This is a genomic window from Halorubrum shenae, assembly GCF_051194165.1.
GTDB lineage: Archaea > Halobacteriota > Halobacteria > Halobacteriales > Haloferacaceae > Halorubrum.
Map to the genome: position 1 here is coordinate 364,982 of NZ_JBLZNI010000002.1, position 14,545 is coordinate 379,526.

Sequence of the window (14,545 nt, forward strand, 5' to 3'; positions counted from 1 at the left end):
CTGCTCTGTGACCTGACGCCCGTCCCGGCGCGGTCGAGGCGGTCGCGCGGCCAGCCGCCCGGGAGCGACGAGCGCCGCCTGTTCGCCAGTCTCACCGCTTCGCTATGCGGCTTCCGTCAGCTACCGCACCCAAGCGCCGGTCAGCTTCGGATCCGATCGAGGTCCGCCACGAACGCGCGGAGCGCCTTCCGGGTCACGTGAGGCATGCAGACGACGCGCAACTCGCCGCAACTCGTCCGCGAAACCTTCCAACCCGCCTCCCGCAGCGCGTCGAATTCGGACTCCGGGAGCGCCGCCGCGACGAGCGGAAGCTCCGGCTCGACCACGTCGTACCCGCGCTCTCCGAGCGCCGACGCGAGCCACTCGGCGTTAGCTGTTGCGCGTTCGGCCGAGTCTCGGTACCCGTCCGGCCACAGCGCCTCCATCGCGGCGACCGCCCCAGCGACGCCCGCGCCGCTCCGCGTGCCCGTCAGTGTGGCCTGCGACCGCGTCTCCAAGTAGGGCGTGTCGACCGCGAGCGCGTCCATCGCCGCGGGATCGCGGGCGATAAGCCCGCCGGCCGGTACCGCCGCCTGCCCGAACTTGTGGGGGTCGATCGTCAGCGTGTCGATGGGGGCGTCCTCGAACGACCACTCGCCGTCGGTGAAGGGGAGGACGAACCCGCCCCACGCCGCGTCGACGTGCATTCGGGCACTCGTCTCGGACGCGATCCGAGCGAGTTCCGGAATCGGGTCTACCCGTCCGTACTCCGTGCTCCCGGCAACGCCGACGACCAGTGCGGTCGCCTCGTCGACGGCGGCCACGACGGCATCGGTCCGGGTCCGGAAGTCGTCGTCGACGGGTACTGTCCGGAGTTCCACGTCGAGCAGCTCCGCGGCCTTGTGAAACGAGAAGTGGCCGCTCTCAGGGACGACAACGTTCACGTCGGTCGCGTCGTGGCGGTTCCGCGCGGACCGGACCGCCTGTACGTTGGCCTCGGTCCCCCCCGAAGTGACGTATCCGGCCGCGTCAGTCGGCGTCGGATGGTCCGCGAGCGTCGCGAGCAGTTCGACCGCACGCTCCTCCAGCGACGCGACCGCCTCGTACGTGGCGGGGTCACCCGGATTAGTCGCGAGAAACCGCTCGGCCGCCTCCCGAGCGGCTGGATGCGGCTCGGTACACATCGAGGAGAGCACCCGGTCGAACGACTGCGGCTCGGGCTGCTGCATTCGACCGAATGTTACCGCGGAGAGTCTTACCCGTTCCGCTCCGGGCGCCTCGGTCATCTCGACCGTCCGATCGTCCCTCGCGGCCGCGTTAGCGCACCGAGTCGAGGAGGAGCCGCTGTTCGGTCCGCTTCACCTCGTGTTGCACGTCCCGCACCGCATCGATGTTCGCCGAGATAGAGGAAACGCCCGCCTCGACGAGGAACTTGACCATCTCGGGTTTCGACCCTGCCTGTCCGCAGATGCTCGTGTCGACGCCCAGCTCCCGGCACGTCTCGATCGTATCGCCGATGAGTCGTAACACCGCCGGGTGAAGCTCGTCGAATCGATCGGCAACGTGCTCGTTGTTGCGGTCGACCGCCAGCGTGTACTGCGTGAGGTCGTTCGTGCCGAAGGAGGCGAAGTCGATCCCGGCGGCAGCCAGCTCTTCGATCTGCAACGCGCTTGCAGGCGTCTCGATCATCACGCCCCACCGGTGCGTCTCGGGGTCGATCCCGGACTCGCGCATGTGTCGTTTGATCCCCTCGATATCGCTCGCGTCGTTGACAAGGGGGAACATCACCTCGAGGTTGTCGTACCCCATCTCGAAGAGGCGCGCAAACGCCGCGAGCTCCTGGCGGAAGGGTTCGGGCTTATCGAGGCTCCGGCGGATCCCGCGCCAGCCGAGCATCGGGTTGTGCTCGTTCGGCTCGCCCTCGCCGCCCTCCAATTCCCGGAATTCGTCAGTCGGAGCGTCGATGGTTCGAACTCTGACCGGCCGCGGGTAGAACTCGTCGGCGACCCGCCGGACGCCCTCGATGAGTTCGTCCTGATACGCGCGGGCGCCGTAGTCGGCGATGTACTTCTCGGGGGTCTTCCCGAGTGACAGCACCATGTGCTCGATCCGGAGCAAGCCGACGCCATCGGCGCCCGTTGCCGCGGCGCGCTCGGCCGCCTCGGGGATCGAGACGTTTACCTTCACCTCCGTCGCGGTCATCGGTTTGACGGGGGTCTCCGGGCGTGCGGCCTCGACCGGCTCGAACTCCTCGCCGGGCTCAGCCTCGTCGTCGACGCCGGCTCGGACGGTTCCCTTGTCGCCGTCAAGCGTGACGTTTTGCCCGTCGTTCAGGACCCGCGTCCCGTTTCCGGAGCCGACGACGGCCGGGACGCCGAGCTCCCGGGAGATGATCGCGGCGTGGCTCGTCATACCGCCCTCGTCGGTGACGATCCCGGCAGCGCGCTTCATCGCTGGGACCATGTCCGGCATCGTCATCTCGGTGACCATCACGTCGCCCTCCTGCACCTGGTCGAGGTGGTCGAGTTTGTGGACGATCCGAATGGTCCCGGAGACGATGCCCGGGCTCGCACCGAGCCCGTCCACGAGCACGTCCGCGTCGTCGTCCGCGGCGCCGTGCCCGTCTACACCGTTCCCGTCACCGGTATCGCCTCCGCCGGCGGCCCCTGTGGCTTCGCTCGTGTCGGCCTCTTCATCGCTCCCGGCGTCCTCTTGGATCGTCGTGATCGGGCGGGACTGCAACATATATATCTCGTCGTCGTATATCGCCCACTCCACGTCTTGCGGGGTTCCGTAGTGGTCCTCGACGCGCTTCCCCAGCTTGACGAGTTCTTCGATCTCCGCGTCAGCGAGCACCCGAGCGTTCCGCCGCTCCTCGTCGACCTCCAGCGTGACCGTCTCACCGGTCTCGGGGTCTTTGACCATCTCGACCTTCTTGTCCGCGACGGTCACCTCGTCGACGGTGCTCCGCTCGCGGTCGTACACGTAGTTGTCCGGCGAGACCGTGCCGGAGACGACCGCTTCGCCGAGCCCCCACGCGGCCTCGATCGTGATCTGCGGGTCGCCGGTAGAGGGGTGGCTGGTGAACATCACGCCAGACTTCTCGGCGTCGACCATTCGCTGGACCACGACCGCGATGTCGACGTCGGCGTGTGGGAACCCCCGCTGCTGGCGGTAGTAGATCGCCCGCTGGGTGAAAAGCGACGCCCAACACTCCTTCACCCGCCGGATCAGGTCCTGTTCGCGGACGTTGAGATATGTCTCCTGCTGGCCGGCAAACGAAGAGTCCGGGAGGTCCTCGGCTGTCGCCGACGAGCGCACCGCGACGAACGCCTCCTCGCCGTCGTCGCCCATCGTCCGGTATCTCTCGACGATCTCCTCGCGAACGTCGTCGGGGAGCGGCGTCTCCAAGATAAGCTCCGCTGCCGTCTCTTCGGCCTCGCGGAGGGCGGCGGAGTCCTCTGGGTCGACGTCGACCGCGGCGAACAGTTCCTCGTCGATCTCTGCCTCCTCAATGAAGGTTCGATACGTGCCTGCCGTAACGGTAAAACCGGGTGGGACCGGGAGTCCCGCGCCGATAAGTTCACCGAGCGAAGCCGCCTTCCCGCCGACGGTCCCGACGTCGTCGGCATCGACATCCTCGAGCCAGAGTACTGCCATTCGTATGTTTGGTGGATCCGAGAGCCGACGTATGAAGCTTCCGGACTGTGCAACTGTGAATAAAAGATTACTCGCGGTCGAGTGATCGAATACACGTCACGGACGCAGGGTCGAGAAACGTGGTAGAGGGCCGAAGCGGTGCGGGGGACGACGAACCGGTAGACGGCTCGTATATTCAATCAGGGTTCGTCCACTGGAATACTTATCTCCCGAGTCAACAACACCATCTGTAACGTGTTACAAGTGTTGTAACACTTCTGTCGAGTGACCGCCGTCGGATCCACCTGTTACGTCGATGCGAGCCGCTCCCGCTCCGCACGCAGAAGCCGCTCCCAGAGGCCGAACAGACGACTGTCGAGCCGGTAGCCCTCGTCTATCCGCCGGACCCACGCGTCGTCGGCGAACAGCAGCCGCTGAAACCGTCGGACAGGCTCGGAAAGCCGCTCGCGGTCACCACCGTAGTACGACAGCGACTCCTCGCGAGTTCGGTTGACGAGCGCCGCCGGGACCGTGATGCCGTCCGCGGCCGCGGCGTGTTCGAACCACTCCAAGTGCAACAGCGCGTCGGCAAGCAGAAACCGCTCGCGGAAGCCGGACACGCGCGCGAGTGCCGGCCCGCCGTCGATGGTCACGTCCTGCGGTCGGGAGAATCGCGGTGCCGTTACCGTCACGTTCGCGAGGTCCGCGATCTCGGCGGCGACCTGACGGAGCCGCCACTCCCCGTACCGAACCGGCGCGAGCAGGCCGAGCTCGTACCACGTCGGGAGCCACTCGCAGTACGGCTCGGAAAACCGGCCGTCAGCAAGCAGCGTCGCCGCGACGGAGCGGGCCGCCGCGGGCGACAGTCCCGACGGGTCCGTACGGAGTTCGGCCGCAATCCGTGGTCCGTCGAGCGCGTCGGCCCCCTCAAACCCCATCCCTTCGGCGACGTGGCGGGTGTACGCGCGGCCCGCGGCGTACCAGTCGGCGAAGTCGGTCGGCGTCGTCAGTCGGAGGAGTCGGAGGACAGTGATGATTGCCGTAGGGGGCGGAGCGACCTAACTGCTGTGACGGCTCACTCCTCGAACTCGCGACTGTGACGGTTCACCCGTCGAGGTCGCCGCTGTCTCCCTCCGCCAGCGCGTCGTCGAGCCCCCACTCCGACGCGCGCTCCGCCGCCTCCGAGCGCGCCTGCTCGCGGATCGCTTCGATCCGCTCGTCGTCTTCGAGGAACGCCGCGACCGCGTCACCGTCGTCGGCTCGTTCGCTGTCAAGCCGCTCGTCAGGAGCTGCCTCGCGGGTCCGGTCAGCAAGCGTCTGATCGTCGGCGAGTTCGGTCGCCGCGGCGCCGGGCGCGACCCGGAGCGCGTTCTCCTCGTGGGCGGTCTCGAGGGCGCCGTCGTCGACCGCGTACAGCTCGACCCGATAGGGGCCGGGAACCGCGAGTTCGGCGAGGGCGTCCGGGCCACCGCTGTCGCTCACCGTGTTGTACGCGAGCACGGGGACGCCGTCGGCGAAGGTGACGACCCCGCGGGCGTCGCCCTCCAACAGGAGCGTCTCTTGGGGAACGAGGGTCGCGTAGCCGGTGAGTTCCCTGTCGAGCGCCCGGGCGAGCGTCGTCCCGACGTCGGAGACCACGCGCGATCGGAGCAGGTCTCCACGGGGGATCCGAAGCTCCGGCGGCTCCGTCGACGTCGCGGTTCCCGTCATGGCGTGTCGGGAACGACTGCGCTCCGGAAGCGGTCGGCGACGAGCCCCTCGTCGCCGTCGCGCACGTCGAGCCGGGCCGCCGCCCGCCGGTAGCTGGCGGCGGGCTCGCTCTCGGGAGCGTGCGCGAGGAGGGGTTTTCCGGCCCGGCGGGCGTCTCGGACCACGTCGCTGTCGGGAACGCTCGCGAGGACGGGACCGCCGAAGCGCCGTTCGGCCTGCTCGGCCACGTCGGCAGCGTCCTCGCGGACCTTATTGAACAGCACGCCCGCCGTCTCCGTGCCGTACGAGCGCGCGTACTCCTGTACCTTCAGCCCGTCAGAGAGCGCGGGGATCGTCGGCTCGACGACGACCACGACGCGGTCGGCGAGGACGACCGGTAGCACCGCCGACTTCGAGCCGAGCGCGGCCGGCGAGTCGAGCAGCAGTACGTCGGTGTCGCTCGCGAGTTCGGCGACTACCTCGCGGAGGCGGCTGGGCTCGGCCGCCTCGAAGCCCGCGAGCGACGTGCCACAGGGGACGACGGAGAGTCCGAATCGGTCGTACGTCGCCTCCGAGACCGTCGTCGCGGTCCCCTCGACAAGAAGGTCGTGGAGAGTGACCGCCGCGTCGTCAAGTCCGGCGTGAAACAGCAGGTTCGCCATCCCCGTGTCGGCGTCGACGACGGTGACGTCGTGCTCCTCGGCGAGCGCCATCCCCAACGCGAGCGTACTCGTCGTCTTCCCCGTGCCGCCCTTCCCGCTGGCGACCGCGAACGCCTCGACCATGCGCCGATGTGTCAGGCCGCCGGGCTAAAACCTGTTCATCGCGGGCGGACGGACCGACTGATTCACTCGTCGTGGATGAACACCAGTCGCTTCGACTCGGTGTTACAGAGGCAGAGATCGATCCCGTCACGGGTCGCGCCGATCTGCTGCCAGCCGTGGTCGCTGACGAACAACGTCTGGAAGACGCCGCGGTCGCAGTCGGGGTTCGGACACCCCACGCCAGCGGCGTTCTTGTAGACGGTCGTCCCACCGCCGGAGCTCTGACGCACCAGTCCGTCCGTCAGTGAGCGGAACTCCTCTGCAGACATCGGGCCATCGGTCTCCTCGTCTCCCATGTCTTCGCGTTCGAGTGCCACAGTATATAAACCGCCTGTCTGTGGCAACTGGTGACACGGTTTACGGCGGCCTCATCCCGCGTCCCGCTTCACGGCGTCCGCATACGCGTCCGCGAGCCGGGTCGGTTCCGGGAGCTTGTAGCCCGCACACAGCGCTTCGACGAGTTCGACGGTCGTCGCGGGCGACACGCGGTGGCCGGGACTCACGTACAGGGGGTTCACGCGTCGGCTGTTCGGGTACTGTCGAGACTGGAAGGCGTGGCCGATAATCGGGGCGGTATCCGGGTCTGCCGTCTCCACCGACTCGTCTGCGCGGATCGGCGTTCGCCAGCCCGCCGGCCGCTCGCCTGTCGGTTCGGCTGGCGCGCCACACAGGAGGCTCTTCGCGACGCCGACGCTGGGCACGTCCAGCAGTACGCCGACGTGGGTGGCGATACCGGCCTCCCGGAAGTGGATCCGGCCCGAGCCGTCACAGACCAGCAGGTCGGGCTCGGCTTCAAGCGCGTCGAGCGCCGCCAGCATCGGGTCTCCCTCGCGGAACGCGAGCAGGCCCGGGATGTAGGGGATCGAGAGCGGCGTGGTCGCGCTCGCGTACTCGATCACGTCGCCGTCGCGGATCGCGACCGCGGCGGAGACGGCTCGATCCTCGCCGTCGTCGGGGGTCAGGAACGCCTGGTCGAGCCCGACGACGACCGGGGACGACGAATTGCCTGCTTCGGGCTGCGCCTCCGGCAGCCTCTCGGTCAGGTCCGCGGGCTCGTCGATCGCGACTGCGGCTGGGTCGATCCCGTTGTCGTCCGCGAACGTCGCCGTCGCCGCCAGCTCGCGCTGGAGCGACTCCATCTCGGTCCGGGAGAGCGCAGGATCGGGACGGAACTCGGGGTGTGCGAGGTTGTCCGCGTGGTCGTACGGGGGGTCGACCGCGGGTTCGCGTCCCATTCAGAGCCGGCCGCCGGGACCGCCCGGTCCTCGGGGCCCACCCGGCCCTCTCGCGCCGCCCATCTGCACTCCGCCGGGGCCGCCCGCGGACCGCGCGAGGCCCTCGTTGCGCTTGCCGAACGCGAGCCCGATCGCGAAGCCGATCAGGTGCGCGAGGTGCGCGATGCCGCCGGCGGCGCCCGCCCCGCCGGCCTGGACGCTTTGGACGACGAGGACCGCCGAGATGAGCGCGATGCCCCACGTCAGATACTTGATCTTCATCGGAACCACGAAGAACAACAGCACCTGCATGTTCGGCCGCCAGACGGTGAGTACGCCCAGGATCGCGAAGCCGGCGCCGCTGGCGCCCAACACGCCAGTCGGCGGCGCGCCCGACACGATCGCGAACAGGATGTGGCCGAGGCCGGCGAGGATCCCGGACGCGAAGAAGAACCCGACAAAGCGGCGGGAGCCGACCGCGCGCTCGACGAGCGGGCCGAAGAAGAACAGCACGATGCTGTTCCCGATGATGTGATAGAGCCCGAGGGGCGAGTGGGAGAGCACGGAGGTCACCCACGTCCAGACGTTCCCGATGGCGTTCGACTGGAGGACGAACAGCTGGTTGTGGAGCGTCACGCTGATTCCGTGATACGTGATCAACTGCGCGAGGAACGTGATCCACATCGCAGCCAGGATGGCGTAGGTCGCGTTCCCGCGGAAATAGCTCACGAGCCCACCGGTGCTCGTCTCGCGGTCGATCCGTCGCTTGATGCGGTCCGTGATCCCGGCGGACCCGCCGGCGTTCGACCCGCCCGAGCGGCCTGCCCCGCCCCCCTCGACGGTGTCGTCGAAGTCGCTCTCGAAGACGCCGCCGGGGTCGTCCCACTCGGCGAGCCCCGGACAGTTGTGGTTCTCGGGCAGGCGGTGGTCGGCACAGAACGTCTGGCCGCACCGTTTACACTGGTACGGGAGGTTCTCGTACTCCCCGCACACGTCGCACGTCGCCATTACTGGCACTTACGGGGGCGGTCGTAAAGCGGTTTGGCTCTTCACGTGGCGTACGGGGAGACGGTTGGCGGTCTCGGTGACTCTTTATAAGTGATCTTCGCTGTCACAGTGGTGAACGCCTCCGAATCCCCAGCCGCGACGGCTCGCGCGCCTTGCTGCGCGCCTCGCTCGTTCGCTCCGCTCACTCGCCTCGGTGCTTACTGCGGCGTGCTTCGCCCTCGCGACTGCCCCTTTGAGTCCCACCCCGCCCGCACAGCGACCGCACCTCACGCCTCCCCAGCCTCGTCGCTGGCGCCGGACGGCGCCAGCGACTCCCTCGCGCGTGCGGCTCACGGCCGCCAAGGACGGCCGCTCGCCGGCACGCGCCACCACACCGGCTTCAGTTATAAATAGCCGCCGCAGCCGCGGTTGATTACTTATAAACGTCACTCGGCAGTTCCGCCCTCCCGCAGCCCGTCGACCAGCTCTCTGAGCGTCGCGAGCGGGTACTGGCCGGGCGCGGTCGCGTTCGCGGGGTCGACGGGCGCGTAGCCGATTTTCGAGCCGTAGATCGGGGTGACCGCGCGAGTGTGTCGTCCCGGTTCGCCCATGCACATCGTCGCGACGCGGTGGCCCGCCGCGGTCGCCTCGTGAGTCGCCTCGATCATCGCGAGCGCGTCCGCCGGCGCTGTCGCGGTCGTCGCCAGTTTCCCCACGTCGCCTTCGGCGGCGGCGTCGGCGAGCAGGTCGACGAGCGCGGCGGGTTCCGGCGTCGACTCGAAGTCGTGGACCGAGACGACCACGTCGACGCCCTCCTCGCGGGCCGCGTCGCGCAGCGCGGTCGCGTGCGATCGCTCGCCCTCGGGTGCGTTCCCGCGGAGCGCCGCGAGTTCGATGTCGACGGCGGCGACCGCGTCGTGCCCGAGAGCGGTCGAGAGCGCGTCGTACCGCCCGGTCCCCTCGGCCGCCTCGCCGCCCTCCCACGACGCCCGGTCCGTGACGAGCAGCGGGAGCTCGCCGTCGTACGCGTCAAGCTGAGCGAGCGGATCGCTCGCCAGGTCCATCCGAAACTCCACGGCGTCGGCGTGCTCGCGAGCGCGCGGCTCCTCCGAGAGGTCGGCCGTGCTCGCGGTCAGAACGAACTCCTCGAACATACGCGGGGCTTCCGGGGGCGGGGACTTAGCTGTGTGCGTCCGGGGCGAAACGATCCCGCAGAAAAATGGCGAGCGTTACGCGACGAGGCCGTCCTCGGCCTCGAGCAGCTCGTGGTACCGGTTTCGGATCGTGACCTCGCTGATGTCGGCGACCTCGCTGACGGCGGCCTGCGTCGTCTTCTCGTTGGTGAGGAGGGCGGCGGCGTAGACGGCGGCCGCGGCGAGTCCGACCGGCGACTTGCCCGAGTGGACGCCCTTCTCCTTCGCGTTGCGGAGGAGGCTCTTCGCGCGCATCTCGGACTCCTCGGAGAGCTCGAGGTCGGAAGCGAATCGGGGGACGTACTGCTCGGGGTCGGCCGGCTTCACTTCGAGCTTGAGCTCGCGGACGACGTAGCGGTACGTCCGCGCGATCTCGGCCTTCTCGACGCGCGACACGTCGGCGATCTCGTCGAGGCTCCGCGGGACGCCGGCCATCCGGGCAGCGGCGTACACGCAGGAGGTCGAGACGCCCTCGATGGAGCGACCGGGGAGGAGGTCCTCGTCGAGCGCGCGGCGGTAGATGACGGAGGCGGTCTCGCGGACGTTGTCCGGGAGCCCCTGCGCGCTGGCCATCCGGTCGATCTCGCCGAGCGCCTGCTTCAGGTTGCGTTCCTTGGAGTCGCGGGTGCGGAACCGCTCGTTCCACTTGCGGAGCCGCTGCATCTTCTGGCGCTGGCGCGCGCCGAGCGACCGCCCGTACGCGTCCTTGTCGCGCCAGTCGATGTTCGTCGAGAGCCCCTTGTCGTGCATCGTGTTGGTCGTCGGGGCGCCGACGCGGGACTTCTCGTCCTTCTCACGCGAGTCGAACGCGCGCCACTCCGGCCCGCGGTCGACCGAGTCGGCCTCGACGACGAGCCCGCAGTCGGCGCAGACGCTCTCGCCGTGCTCCTCGTCGTTGATGACGTTGCCGTCGCACTCCGGACAACTCAGCGTCTCGTCTGTCTGTTCCGATTCCTTCTCGTCCGTCTCCGTTCGGGAGCGACTCCCCCGCTTGTGTAGTCGTTCACTCATGGCTAAACCTTCTCCCGGCAATTGAACACGACCCGAGAGCGATCTTATACAGTAGACGGCGGAACCGAACTTAAAACGACCGGAACGTGTTGGCAGAATCCCGACGAAAGAACACGATCTATCACGTGTTTGCGGCGATCTCACTGGGACGCCCCGCGCCGGGACCGACCGAAACGCTTGGGCCGGTGGCGCTCCGACCTGCCTCCGATGAGTTTTCCCCGCGTCGTCTCGCTGGCACCGAGCGCGACGGCGACCGTGACCGCCCTCGGCGCCGCCGAGACCCTGGTCGGTATCACCTACCACTGCGACCCGCCGGAAGACGCGGGAGCCGCCCACCGGGCCGACGCTCCCGCTCCCGTCGGCGGCTGGCTGAACCCCGACCTCGGCCGCGTCGCCGACCTCGATCCCGACGTCGTTCTCACGAGCGACGGACTGCAGAGCGACCTCGCCGACGACTGCCGCGAGCGCGGGTTCGACGTCCGCCACCGCGAGCCCGCGACGCTCGACGAGGCGATCGCGACCTTCGCCGCCCGCGGCGCAGACGTGGGGCGACCCGAGGCCGGCGAGGGTCTCGCCGCCGACTCCCGAAACCGGCTCGACCGGATCGGTGACACAGTCGCGGACCGGCCGCGCCCGACAGTCTACTGTGAGGAGTGGTCGGAGCCGCCGATGGCCGCCGGCAACTGGGTCCCGGACGCCGTGCGCGCCGCCGGCGGCCGGTACCCCTTCGTCGACCCGGGCGAGCGCTCTCGCGAGGTCGACCTCGCGAGCGTCGAGGCGGCCGACCCCGACCACGTCGTCGTCCACGTCTGCGGGCACGGCGACCGAGTCGACCCTGCGACCGTCGAGGGGCGCGACTGGGCCGTCGACGCGCCCGTCCACGTGATCGACGACTCTCTTTTAAACCAGCCGAGCCCCGCCCTGATCGACGGGGTCGAGCGGCTGGCCGGCCTGCTTCATCCCGGGATCGAGACCTATTCGTAGCCGGCCGCGCGACCACCGGTATGCGAGTCGGCGTCGGCAGCGGCAACCCGGTGAAGCGGCGCGCGGTCGAACGGGTCTTGGAATCGTCACGAGGGCCAGACCTCGCCGACGAGCGCTCCGAGAACCCGACGACCGTCACGATCGAGTCTGTTCCCGTTCCCTCCGGCGTGAGCGAACAGCCGACCGGCCACGCCGAGACGATCGCCGGCGCCGAGAACCGGGCCGCGGCCGTCCTCGACGCGGAGCCCGACACCTACGATCTCGGCGTCGGCATCGAGGGCGGCGTCGCGGGGTTCGACGGCGCGGACGGGCTCTTTCTCGTCATGTGGGCGGCGGTCACGGACGGGTCCCGAGTCGGTCGCGGCGCGGGTCCGAGCCTCGAACTCCCGGCCGACATCGCCGCGCGGATCGCCGGCGGTGAGGAGCTCGGCCCCGTGATGGACGACGTCCTCGACACGACGGGCGTCGCGAAACGCGGCGGCGCCGCGGGCGCGCTCACGAACGGCCGCGTCGACCGTACGGACGCCCTCGCGACCGCGGTCGCCGGCGCCTTGGGCCCGTTCGTCTCCGACCTCTACTGACCTCGTCTCCGATCCCCCGCTGATCGGACGGCGGCTGTTCCCAGCGTTCGAGGATCATACCGAAACACGGTGCTGGACCCCCGGATAGGGTCACTGATATCGAGAGAAACCGCATGACTGCGGAGTGTTAACCCTGTCTACCAACCGCCTTATGAGGGGACACGACCTGTACCGAGTATGAGCACGGTCCAACCGGACGCGGTCGCCGTCGAGTCAGCCGGCCTCTCCGCGAAACAGACGCGCATCCTGCGGTACCTCCGCGAAAACGCCGGCGATCAGACGTACTTCAAGTCTCGGCTGATCGCCGACGAGCTCGACCTCTCGGCGAAGGAGGTCGGCGCGAACATGAGCGCGGTCGTCGACGCGGCCACGGACATCGACGTCGAGAAGTGGGGCTACTCGTCGGGGACGACGTGGATGGTCACGACCTGATCGGACCCGCCCCGAATATCGGCGGTCACCTCTTTCTCCTTTGCTTCTTTATGGGTCGTACGCGACCAACGATGCCGCGTCGTCAGCGAAGGCGACGGCGTCGGCGTCGAAGGAGTCGGCGTATCGAACCACGAGCGTGAGCAGCCGCTCCGGTTCAGTCAGCGCGTAGCCGTCGGTCCGGTCGAGGAGGTCGGCCGCTTCGAGGTCGGCGGCGGCGGCGCTCACGGTCGGTCGAGAGACGCCGAGATGGGCGGCGAGTTCCGCGCCGGTCGCCGCCGGATCGCGCAACAGCGCGAGGATCATCCCGCGGGGCGTGTCGCGCCGGAGGTACCCGAGCGCGCGCTTGTCGAGGTCGTCGAACCTGTCGGCCGGGAAGTAGCGGCGATAGTCGGCGTCCTTCGCCGACTCGATCTCGCCGGCCTCTTCCAGCGTTCGGAGGTGGTGCTGCGTCTCGCCGGTACCGAGGTGGAGGTCGTCGCGGAGTTTCGAGAAGTGCGCGCCGGGGGTCGTGGGAACGTATCCGCGGATAGCCTCGCGAGTTTCGTTCGCGTCGGCTCCGTCGTCTCCGGACTCGGCGCTCGCGGTCCCGACGAACGGCGCGGCGGCTCCGATGGCGGCGAACCGCCGAAGCGTCTCGCGTTTCCGTCCGTCGATACCGTCTGTCACGAGAGGTAATAGTCGTCGACTCAACAAAAGGACTTCGTTCGGGGTGATAGCGGAACGGTTCGCGTCGTCGCCGCCGGAGGTCCTTCGGTTGGCGCCGTCGCCGGAGCGAGCGAGTCCGGTCCGTCAGCTCTCGCGTTCGGTCTCCACGTCGCCGTCGGCGGTCTCCTCGTCCATCTCTTGGATGACTTCGTTGGCCGACTTGATATCCGCGCCGGCGCCGCCCGCCTTGACCGCCTCGGCCTCCTTCTCGAGCTCCTCGACGTCCATCTCCGCGGACTCCTCGATCTGGCCGAGGATCTCGTCGATGTCGTCGAGCCCGAGCATCTTCCGGGTGTCGTCGTCGAACTCGTTCCCCTCGAGGCCCTCCATCTCCTGCACGTCGGAGCCGGAGAGCGCCTTGCCGTAGCGGCCGACGAGGCTGGTGAGTTCCTGCGGGAGCACGAACGTCGTGGATTCGCCCTTGCCGATCTCCTCTAAGGTCTCCATGCCGCGCTCGATGATGGCGCGCTCGCCCATCGACTCGGCGGAGCGGGCGCGGAGGACGGTCGAAATGGCGTCACCCTGCGCTTCGAGGATCTGGCTCTGCTTTTCACCCTGTGCGCGGATGATATTCGATTGTTTGTCACCCTCCGCCTGCTCGACCGCGGAGCGGCGTTCCCCCTGCGCTTCGAGGATCATCGCCCGGCGGCGACGCTCGGCGGAGGTCTGCTGCTCCATCGCCTGCTGGACGTCCTTCGAGGGGTTGACCTCGCGGACCTCGACGCTCTCGACGCGGATCCCCCACTCGTCGGTCGGCTCGTCCAGTTCCTTGCGGATCTTCGCGTTGATCTCCTGCCGTTTGTTCAGCGTGTCGTCGAGCTCCATGTCGCCGAGGACGGCGCGGAGCGTGGTCTGCGCGAGGTTCGAGACGGCCTTTTTGTAGTCGTCCACTTCGAGGAACGCCTTCTTCGCGTCCATCACCTTGATGTAGACGACGGCGTCCGCCGTCACCGGCGAGTTGTCCCGCGTGATCGCCTCCTGGCGGGGAACGTCGAGGGTCTGGGTCCGCATATCGAAGGGGTACGTGCGAGAGACGAACGGCGGGATGAGGTTGATACCCGGTTCGAGCAGCTTTCGGTACTCGCCGAACACCGTGAGCGTCTTTTTCTCGTATGCGTCGACGATCTCGAAGGACTGCCAGAGCGTGATGACCACAAGCAGCAGGAAGAGCAGCCCGACGCTCACCAGGCCGAAACCGAGTTGGAGGGGAATTGGATTCATACCTATCTTTGGAGCATCGGACGCTTAATAGTTCGCCCGGCGGCGGTCACACCGATTCACCGTCCCGCTGACGTCGCGCGACGCCC

15 protein-coding genes are annotated in these 14,545 nt (G+C 68.5%); 3 read left to right on the forward strand and 12 right to left on the reverse strand.

Annotation, left to right across the window (positions count from 1 at the left end; all coding sequences use genetic code 11):
- Positions 1-140: 140 nt before the first annotated feature.
- The 10 genes from mfnA to ACNS88_RS04670 form a co-directional block, all read right to left on the reverse strand.
- Positions 141-1,208, reverse strand: a complete 1,068-nt coding sequence (gene mfnA / locus ACNS88_RS04625; RefSeq protein ID WP_435094368.1) for a tyrosine decarboxylase MfnA — start codon at positions 1,206-1,208, stop codon at positions 141-143.
- Positions 1,209-1,296: 88 nt separating this feature from the next.
- Positions 1,297-3,639 (reverse strand): phosphoenolpyruvate synthase, encoded by a 2,343-nt coding sequence (gene ppsA / locus ACNS88_RS04630; RefSeq protein ID WP_435094370.1) that lies wholly within the window; start codon positions 3,637-3,639, stop codon positions 1,297-1,299.
- A gap of 287 nt (positions 3,640-3,926) precedes the next feature.
- Positions 3,927-4,655 carry a DUF8116 family protein gene (locus ACNS88_RS04635; protein WP_496923267.1) on the reverse strand — a complete coding sequence of 243 codons (729 nt, stop codon included), beginning with the start codon at positions 4,653-4,655 and terminating at the stop codon, positions 3,927-3,929.
- Positions 4,656-4,722: 67 nt separating this feature from the next.
- Entirely contained in the window at positions 4,723-5,328 is a 606-nt protein-coding gene (locus ACNS88_RS04640) for a DUF8054 family protein (RefSeq protein ID WP_435094374.1), read from the reverse strand.
- Entirely contained in the window at positions 5,325-6,092 is a 768-nt protein-coding gene (locus tag ACNS88_RS04645; protein WP_435094376.1) for a nucleotide-binding protein, read from the reverse strand. The genes ACNS88_RS04640 and ACNS88_RS04645 overlap by 4 nt, the downstream gene beginning before the upstream one ends.
- A gap of 62 nt (positions 6,093-6,154) precedes the next feature.
- Entirely contained in the window at positions 6,155-6,427 is a 273-nt protein-coding gene (locus tag ACNS88_RS04650) for a DUF7385 family protein (protein ID WP_435094447.1), read from the reverse strand.
- 72 nt (positions 6,428-6,499) lie between these two features.
- Positions 6,500-7,366: an endonuclease V gene (locus tag ACNS88_RS04655; protein WP_435094377.1), complete on the reverse strand. Its 867-nt coding sequence runs from the start codon at positions 7,364-7,366 to the stop codon at positions 6,500-6,502.
- Complete coding sequence (locus ACNS88_RS04660) at positions 7,367-8,353, reverse strand: rhomboid family intramembrane serine protease (RefSeq protein WP_435094379.1); 987 nt, start codon at positions 8,351-8,353, stop codon at positions 7,367-7,369.
- A 425-nt stretch (positions 8,354-8,778) separates the two neighbouring features.
- The gene (locus ACNS88_RS04665) at positions 8,779-9,486 is read right to left on the reverse strand and encodes a type I 3-dehydroquinate dehydratase (RefSeq protein WP_435094382.1); all 708 of its coding nucleotides are present in this window, start codon (positions 9,484-9,486) and stop codon (positions 8,779-8,781) included.
- Between the two features lie 75 nt (positions 9,487-9,561).
- Positions 9,562-10,536: a transcription initiation factor IIB gene (locus tag ACNS88_RS04670; RefSeq protein WP_435094384.1), complete on the reverse strand. Its 975-nt coding sequence runs from the start codon at positions 10,534-10,536 to the stop codon at positions 9,562-9,564.
- A gap of 207 nt (positions 10,537-10,743) precedes the next feature.
- On the opposite strand from ACNS88_RS04670, the gene ACNS88_RS04675 reads away from it, so the two are divergent.
- From ACNS88_RS04675 to ACNS88_RS04685, 3 genes are all read left to right on the forward strand, one after another.
- Positions 10,744-11,520: a cobalamin-binding protein gene (locus ACNS88_RS04675; RefSeq protein ID WP_435094386.1), complete on the forward strand. Its 777-nt coding sequence runs from the start codon at positions 10,744-10,746 to the stop codon at positions 11,518-11,520.
- A 20-nt stretch (positions 11,521-11,540) separates the two neighbouring features.
- The gene (locus tag ACNS88_RS04680; RefSeq protein WP_435094389.1) at positions 11,541-12,101 is read left to right on the forward strand and encodes a DUF84 family protein; all 561 of its coding nucleotides are present in this window, start codon (positions 11,541-11,543) and stop codon (positions 12,099-12,101) included.
- Positions 12,102-12,278: 177 nt separating this feature from the next.
- Positions 12,279-12,533 carry a DUF7123 family protein gene (locus ACNS88_RS04685; RefSeq protein ID WP_435094391.1) on the forward strand — a complete coding sequence of 85 codons (255 nt, stop codon included), beginning with the start codon at positions 12,279-12,281 and terminating at the stop codon, positions 12,531-12,533.
- 48 nt (positions 12,534-12,581) lie between these two features.
- Here the strand turns inward: ACNS88_RS04685 and ACNS88_RS04690 are convergent, their stop codons facing one another.
- Together ACNS88_RS04690 and ACNS88_RS04695 are read right to left on the reverse strand one after the other, a co-directional pair.
- Complete coding sequence (locus ACNS88_RS04690; RefSeq protein WP_435094394.1) at positions 12,582-13,199, reverse strand: winged helix-turn-helix transcriptional regulator; 618 nt, start codon at positions 13,197-13,199, stop codon at positions 12,582-12,584.
- A gap of 123 nt (positions 13,200-13,322) precedes the next feature.
- Positions 13,323-14,459, reverse strand: coding sequence for an SPFH domain-containing protein (locus ACNS88_RS04695; RefSeq protein ID WP_435094396.1), 1,137 nt, complete (start codon positions 14,457-14,459; stop codon positions 13,323-13,325).
- Between the last annotated feature and the right edge of the window lie 86 nt (positions 14,460-14,545).

Excerpts from the sequence above, each read along its gene's own strand:
- ACNS88_RS04655 (WP_435094377.1), bottom strand. The coding sequence starts at position 7,366 with ATGGGACGCGAACCCGCGGTCGACCCCCCGTACGACCACGCGGACAAC.
- ACNS88_RS04680 (WP_435094389.1), top strand. The coding sequence starts at position 11,541 with ATGCGAGTCGGCGTCGGCAGCGGCAACCCGGTGAAGCGGCGCGCGGTC.
- ACNS88_RS04660 (WP_435094379.1), bottom strand. The coding sequence starts at position 8,353 with ATGGCGACGTGCGACGTGTGCGGGGAGTACGAGAACCTCCCGTACCAG.
- ACNS88_RS04640 (WP_435094374.1), bottom strand. The coding sequence starts at position 5,328 with ATGACGGGAACCGCGACGTCGACGGAGCCGCCGGAGCTTCGGATCCCC.
- ACNS88_RS04670 (WP_435094384.1), bottom strand. The coding sequence starts at position 10,536 with ATGAGTGAACGACTACACAAGCGGGGGAGTCGCTCCCGAACGGAGACG.
- ACNS88_RS04650 (WP_435094447.1), bottom strand. The coding sequence starts at position 6,427 with ATGGGAGACGAGGAGACCGATGGCCCGATGTCTGCAGAGGAGTTCCGC.
- mfnA (WP_435094368.1), bottom strand. The coding sequence starts at position 1,208 with ATGCAGCAGCCCGAGCCGCAGTCGTTCGACCGGGTGCTCTCCTCGATG.
- ACNS88_RS04645 (WP_435094376.1), bottom strand. The coding sequence starts at position 6,092 with ATGGTCGAGGCGTTCGCGGTCGCCAGCGGGAAGGGCGGCACGGGGAAG.
- ACNS88_RS04695 (WP_435094396.1), bottom strand. The coding sequence starts at position 14,459 with ATGAATCCAATTCCCCTCCAACTCGGTTTCGGCCTGGTGAGCGTCGGG.
- ACNS88_RS04685 (WP_435094391.1), top strand. The coding sequence starts at position 12,279 with ATGAGCACGGTCCAACCGGACGCGGTCGCCGTCGAGTCAGCCGGCCTC.
- ACNS88_RS04675 (WP_435094386.1), top strand. The coding sequence starts at position 10,744 with ATGAGTTTTCCCCGCGTCGTCTCGCTGGCACCGAGCGCGACGGCGACC.
- ACNS88_RS04665 (WP_435094382.1), bottom strand. The coding sequence starts at position 9,486 with ATGTTCGAGGAGTTCGTTCTGACCGCGAGCACGGCCGACCTCTCGGAG.
- ppsA (WP_435094370.1), bottom strand. The coding sequence starts at position 3,639 with ATGGCAGTACTCTGGCTCGAGGATGTCGATGCCGACGACGTCGGGACC.